The organism is Trinickia sp., assembly GCF_057351765.1.
In genome coordinates this window covers 1-6,218 of record NZ_JBMRBK010000030.1, presented here as the reverse complement: position 1 = coordinate 6,218, position 6,218 = coordinate 1, and the positions used below count along the sequence as shown (strand labels likewise).

Annotated in this window: 7 protein-coding genes; all 7 read left to right on the top strand. The window is 59.5% G+C overall.

Annotated features, from left to right (window positions below):
* Nucleotides 1-501 (top strand): sugar phosphate nucleotidyltransferase (locus ACO1XS_RS07380; RefSeq protein ID WP_486390338.1); only part of this gene is annotated, 501 nt, incomplete at its 5' end.
* Nucleotides 501-1,571, top strand: a complete 1,071-nt coding sequence (gene rfbG, locus ACO1XS_RS07375) for a CDP-glucose 4,6-dehydratase (RefSeq protein WP_486390337.1) — start codon at nucleotides 501-503, stop codon at nucleotides 1,569-1,571. The genes ACO1XS_RS07380 and rfbG, both read left to right, overlap by 1 nt.
* Before the next feature lie 5 nt (nucleotides 1,572-1,576).
* Entirely contained in the window at nucleotides 1,577-2,890 is a 1,314-nt protein-coding gene (gene rfbH / locus ACO1XS_RS07370) for a lipopolysaccharide biosynthesis protein RfbH (RefSeq protein WP_440559784.1), read from the top strand.
* 10 nt (nucleotides 2,891-2,900) lie between these two features.
* Entirely contained in the window at nucleotides 2,901-3,947 is a 1,047-nt protein-coding gene (locus ACO1XS_RS07365; RefSeq protein WP_486390336.1) for an NAD-dependent epimerase/dehydratase family protein, read from the top strand.
* A complete protein-coding gene (locus ACO1XS_RS07360) occupies nucleotides 3,944-4,750 on the top strand; it encodes a transketolase (RefSeq protein WP_486390335.1) in 807 nt (268 codons plus the stop codon). Before ACO1XS_RS07365 ends, ACO1XS_RS07360 begins: the two co-directional genes overlap by 4 nt.
* Nucleotides 4,747-5,679 (top strand): transketolase family protein, encoded by a 933-nt coding sequence (locus ACO1XS_RS07355; RefSeq protein ID WP_331566965.1) that lies wholly within the window; start codon nucleotides 4,747-4,749, stop codon nucleotides 5,677-5,679. The genes ACO1XS_RS07360 and ACO1XS_RS07355 overlap by 4 nt, the downstream gene beginning before the upstream one ends.
* Before the next feature lie 70 nt (nucleotides 5,680-5,749).
* Nucleotides 5,750-6,106, top strand: a complete 357-nt coding sequence (locus ACO1XS_RS07350) for a GtrA family protein (RefSeq protein WP_486390334.1) — start codon at nucleotides 5,750-5,752, stop codon at nucleotides 6,104-6,106.
* The last annotated feature ends 112 nt before the right edge of the window (nucleotides 6,107-6,218 follow it).

Sequence of the window (6,218 nt, the reverse complement as noted above, 5' to 3'; positions counted from 1 at the left end):
GAGCCGTGGAAAGTCACGCTAGTGGATACGGGCGAGCTCACGATGACCGGTGGCCGCCTGCGCCGCGTGCGGGATTTCGTGAAAGACGAAGAGGCGTTCTGCTTCACGTATGGCGATGGATTGAGCGACATCAACATCACGTCGCTGATCGAATACCACAAGCAGCAGCGGACGTTGGCGACCCTCAGTGCGACGTTTCCCCCTGGCCGCTTTGGCGCGTTGGATATCCGCGAAAACAAAGTGGGCTCCTTCAAGGAGAAGCCGAAAGGCGACGGCGGGATGATCAACGGCGGCTTTTTCGTGCTTTCGCCGCGGGTGATCGACCTTATCCCCGGCGACGAATGCGTTTGGGAACGTGAGCCGCTGGAAACGCTCGCGAGCCGCGGAGAGCTTGCCGCATACGAACACGACGGGTTCTGGCAGCCCATGGATACGCTGCGCGACAAGAATCACCTCGAGGAACTGTGGCAGAGCGGCAAGGCTCCATGGAAGGTGTGGTGATGCAATCGACAACGTTTTGGCGCGGCAAGAAGGTACTTGTCACGGGCCACACGGGCTTCAAAGGCAGCTGGCTCACGCTGTGGCTGCAGGCCCTCGGCGCGAAGGTCACGGGGTACGCCCTTGCGCCGGACACCACGCCGAATCTGTTCGAGCTGGCCCGCGTCGCGGACGGAATCGACTCTGTCATCTCCGATATTCGCGATCGACATGCAGTCTTGAACGCGATGAAAGCGGCCTCGCCCGAAATCGTCATTCATATGGCGGCGCAGCCGCTCGTGCGCGAGTCGTATGCAAGCCCCGTCGAGACCTATGAAACGAATGTCATGGGCACGGTGCATGTGCTGGAAGCGGTTCGCCATGTTCCAGGCGTGAAATCTGTCGTCATCGTCACGACCGACAAGTGCTACGAGAACCACGAATGGGAATGGGGCTACCGCGAAAATGAGGCGATGGGCGGCTACGATCCCTATAGCAGCAGTAAAGGCTGCGCGGAGCTCGTCACTGCGGCCTATCGGCGCTCATTCTTCAATCCGTCGACATACGCAACGCATGGTGTCGCCATCGCGAGTGCCCGCGCGGGTAACGTGATTGGCGGAGGCGATTGGGCGACCGATCGCCTCATTCCGGACATCATGCGAGCGATCATGCGCGAGGAGCGGGTCCGCATCCGGAGCCCCCACGCTATCCGGCCTTGGCAACACGTTCTCGAGCCGCTCAGCGGATATCTGCTGCTTGCCGAAAAGCTGTATTCGGAACAAAGCCGCTACGCCGAAGCATGGAATTTCGGCCCCAACGATGCGGATGCGCGCCCCGTCCAGGCTATTGTCGAACGCCTCACGTCCCAATGGGGAGACGGTGCTAGCTGGGCGTTGGATGGCGACGAGCACCCGCACGAAGCGACTTTCCTGAAGCTGGATTGCTCGAAAGCACGCAACCGGCTCGGCTGGCAGCCTCGATGGAATCTCGAGCGTGCCTTGGACGAAATCGTCGCCTGGTACAAGGCCGCCGCACGTCAAGAGGACATGCGGGCCGTCACGCTCAAACAGATAGATCAATTTACTCAATCCTGAAGCCCATGAACAAAGATCAGATCCGCGAGCAGATCGTCGCCCTCGTGCGCCAGTACGGCGAAATGGCGACACAAAAGCCGGCGTTCGAACCGGGACAGACCGTCATCCCACCGTCCGGCAAAGTGATCGGTGCGCGCGAGATGGAGCTGATGGTTGAAGCCTCGCTCGATGGCTGGCTGACGACGGGCCGGTTCAACGACGCGTTCGAGAAGAAGCTGGCACAGTTTCTAGGCGTCAACCATCTTATTACGGTGAACTCCGGCTCCTCGGCCAATCTGATTGCGTTCTCGACGCTGACTTCACCGAAGCTTGGCGATCGCGCAATTCGCCCCGGCGATGAAGTCATCGGTGTAGCTGCGGGCTTCCCGACAACGGTCAACCCGATCATTCAATTCGGCGCCATTCCTGTTTTTGTGGATGTCGAACTCGGCACCTACAACATCGACGCTTCGAAGATCGAAGCGGCAATCTCGCCGAAGACCAAGGCGATCATGCTCGCGCATACCTTGGGCAACCCGTACAACCTCGAAGTCATCACGGCGCTGTGCAAAAAGCACAACCTGTGGCTCGTCGAGGATTGCTGCGACGCGCTCGGGGCGACGTACAACGGTCAACTGGTCGGCACCTTCGGCGACATCGGCACGCTCAGCTTCTACCCTGCCCATCACATTACGATGGGAGAAGGGGGTGCTGTCTTTACCAATAACGCCGATCTGAAGCTGATCGCGGAATCCTTCCGCGACTGGGGACGCGATTGCTACTGCGCGCCGGGCAAAGACAATACCTGCGGAAAGCGTTTTTGCTGGAAGCTCGGCAATCTGCCCGAAGGCTACGATCACAAGTACACGTACTCGCATCTCGGATACAACCTCAAGATCACCGACATGCAGGCAGCTTGTGCACTCGCTCAGATGGACCGGCTCGAAGGTTTCATCAAAGCTCGCCGGGACAACTTCGCGTATCTGCATGACAGACTGCAGTCCTGCTCCGAGTTCCTGATTCTGCCGCACGCGACGCCGAATTCGGACCCGTCGTGGTTCGGTTTCCCGATCACGCTCAAGCCCGAGGCGAACGTTCGCCGCGTCGACTTGCTCGGTTACCTGGATCAAAACAAGATCGGCACGCGCCTGCTGTTCGCGGGCAATCTCACGCGCCAGCCGTACATGATCGGACGGGAATACCGCGTCAGCGGCGACCTGACGAACACCGATATCGTCATGAACCAGACGTTCTGGGTCGGCGTCTACCCCGGACTTGGCCGCGAGATGCTCGATTTCGTTGCGGAAAAGATCGAGACGTTTCTCGGCGTAAATTTCTAACCGAGTTTCCATGCGTAAGCCGCTGCCCCAAGACGACTTGCAATTCATCGTCGAACAGACCGCTGACGTGTGGGCGGCGTTCGACGGGGCACGGCTGTTCGTGACCGGAGGCACGGGGTTCATCGGCTCGTGGCTGCTCGAAGCCATTCAGCATGCCAACCGCGTGACGTCTTCACAGGTCGAAGTCGTCACGTTGAGCCGCAATGCCGCGAAGGCACGCGAGTACGCACCGCATCTGTTCGACGATGGCAGCGTGACGCTCATTGAAGGCGATGTCACCACCTTCGAGGCAGATGTAGGCCACATCGATTTCTGCATCCATGCCGCCACCGATGTCGCCGACACGAAGAAGGCGGCCGACGCTCTGCGTATGTTCGATACCGGTGTCGCCGGCACGCGACGGGTGCTGGACTTTGCGCGAAAAAGCGGCGTCGCGCGCTTACTGCTGACCTCGAGCGGTGCGGTCTATGGTACTCAGCCGCCCTCCGTCGAAAAGATGCCGGAAAGCTATATGGGCGCGCCCGATGCGCTCGACCCCGCCACGGCATACGGCCAGGGCAAACGAGCAGCCGAGTGGCTCGCGGCGACGTATGCCCGGGAGGGCGATCTACAAGTCGCCATCGCGAGAATCTATGCGCTCGTCGGTCCGGGCATTCCACTAGACGGCCCATTCGCAGCAGGCAATTTCATACGCGACGCAATTGCCGGCCGGCCCATCAGCATGAAAGGCGACGGGCGGCCGCTGCGCAGCTATCTGTACATGGCCGATACCTGCATTTGGCTTTTGCACATGCTGCTTCACGCAGAGAATGGCCAAGCCTACAACGTCGGCTCGGAAGATGCGCTGTCTATCGCCGCGTTGGCGAAGACGATCGAACGCCTATGCGGAGCGACGGACTCGGGCCTGCCGAGCGCGGCGCGCAACGACTCGGATGCGCCCCGCTACGTGCCCGATACATCGAAGGCCCGAAGATCACTCGGCCTCGCGCAATACACCGGATTGGAAACAGCCTTGTCCAAAACTATCAACTGGAACAGAACGGCGGTGACGCAATGAAAGCCTTCGACGCGACACGCATTCGCAAGACTATTCTCGATATGGCCTACGCAGGATCGACGGTCCACATCGGCTGCGCGTTCTCCATTGTCGAACTGCTGGCGGTGCTCTACCGGAACCACTTGCGCTTGGACAAGGACGATCCGCGCTCATCGGGGCGAGACTACATGGTCCTCAGCAAAGGACATGGCGTCATGGCGCAATATGCATGTCTGAATGAAATCGGCTGGCTGTCGGATGAAGAGCTCGGGCGATATTTTGGGAACGGCACACGCCTCAAGGGGCTTGCCGATGCTCATGTGCCAGGTGTCGAGGCGACTGCCGGCTCGCTCGGGCACGGGCTATCGGTCGGAGTCGGACTCGCGCTCGGCGCGAAACGCAATGGCACGGACCAAATCTGCTACGCCCTCGTGGGAGACGGTGAATTGAACGAAGGCGCTATCTGGGAAGCCGCTCTGTTCGCCTCCCAGTTCAAGCTCGACAACGTCGTTGTCATCGTCGACGCAAACGGGTTTCAAGCGATGGGCACGACCGATGAAGTCATGGGCCTCGGGAATGTGGCGGCGAAGTTCACCGCATTCGACTTCGATGTAGCGACGATCGACGGTCACGACGAGACTGCGATTGACGCGGCATATCGCGATTTGAAGAGCATGAAGAACGGTCGGCCCAAAGCTATCGTCGCAAAAACGGTAAAGGGCAAAGGTGTGTCGTTCATGGAGAACGACAACATTTGGCATTACACCCGCCTCACGCCTCAGACCTATGAGGCCGCCGTGTCCGAACTCAGGGGTAAAGCATGAGAGACGCTTTCTCGAACGCACTGGTTGCCGCGGCCCAGAAGGATCCGAGGGTCTTGCTGCTCACGGGCGATCACGGATACGCCTTGTTCGATCCGTTCCGTAAGGCTTGCCCCGACCAATATATGAACTGCGGCATCGCCGAGCAGAATATGGTGGGTGTCGCAGCCGGCCTTGCAAAAGCCGGCTTCCGGCCCATCGTTTATGGGCTCGCGGCATTCGTGCCGATCCGGGTGCTCGAGCAAATCAAGATCGATGTCTGCTACGAAAATCTGCCGGTGACATTCATCGGGGACGGCGCAGGTGTCGTTTACGCGCAGCTGGGAACGAGCCATCAAAGCACGGAAGACATCGCGGCGTTGCGCGCCGTACCGCAAATCTCCATTTATTCGCCCGCGGACGGCTTTGAACTGAACGCATGCTTCGATCAGATTCTGCAGCGCGAAGCCCCAGCTTATTTGCGCATGGGCAAAGCCGACCTGGGCGATGTACACAGCGCTCCGTTGCCCGCCTCAGCTTGTAACGAATTGCTGCCTCTATCGAGCACCGGCACTGCGCCCTATCTGTTTGTTGCGACAGGTTCCGGCGTCAAGCTCGCTCAAAAGGTCGCTGCGGCGATCGGTGGGGCCGACGTCGTCTCGGCGTCGTGCCTGAAGCCGTTTCCCGAGGCATCGCTTCGCAAGTTGGCTGAAGGGCGCGAGGGGATCGTCACTTTCGAAGAGCACTCCATTTATGGTGGGCTCGGTGGCATCGTGGCCGAAACACTGATGGGCCGTTATACGGGAACGTTCATTCGCATAGGGATCGAGGACCGCTTCAGTACGCTGTGCGGCAACTATTCCTTCGTCATGGAGAGCCATGGCCTGGGTGCGGTGGACGTCGAGAACCGTATCCGGAAAACGCTCGAAGAAAATGTCCAGTACCAACAGTGAAAGCACGGGCAGCCCGCTCCGTGAGCCCACGGTGAGCCTACCTCAGCGCGAAACCGCTGCGGCGACGTTCGTGCAACTCCTGCGCTTCTTGGTCGTGGGTGGATTGAACACCGTATTCGGCTATTCGTTGTTCGCCGCCTTCACGTACTTCGGCATGCCCTACCCTGCCGCGATCGGTCTTGCGACCGTCGGTGGCGTTCTATTCAATTTCCAAAGCATCGGACGCCTGGTTTTCAATGGTGCGCCGCGCTCACGGTTCTGGCGATTCGTTGGTGTCTATATCGTCATCTACCTGCTGAACCTGGGTGGCGTTCGCCTCTTGCTCGGCCTGTGGCCAAACGTGTACATCGCCAACGCAATCACGCTCGTCCCGCTTAGCGTCATTGCTTTTATCCTCAATCGTCGATTCGTTTTCAACTTGCCATGAAGCACATTACGGTCGTCACGCCCTGCTTCAACGAGGAAGAGAATGTGGAAGCGGTCTACGCCGAAGCGCGCCGCGTTCTCTCTTCGATTCCCGGGATCACCTACGATCACCT

Bases quoted from the DNA above. Each gene is read 5' to 3' on its own strand.
- ACO1XS_RS07355 (WP_331566965.1), top strand. From the start codon at position 4,747: ATGAGAGACGCTTTCTCGAACGCACTGGTTGCCGCGGCCCAGAAGGAT.
- ACO1XS_RS07365 (WP_486390336.1), top strand. From the start codon at position 2,901: ATGCGTAAGCCGCTGCCCCAAGACGACTTGCAATTCATCGTCGAACAG.
- rfbH (WP_440559784.1), top strand. From the start codon at position 1,577: ATGAACAAAGATCAGATCCGCGAGCAGATCGTCGCCCTCGTGCGCCAG.
- ACO1XS_RS07360 (WP_486390335.1), top strand. From the start codon at position 3,944: ATGAAAGCCTTCGACGCGACACGCATTCGCAAGACTATTCTCGATATG.
- rfbG (WP_486390337.1), top strand. From the start codon at position 501: ATGCAATCGACAACGTTTTGGCGCGGCAAGAAGGTACTTGTCACGGGC.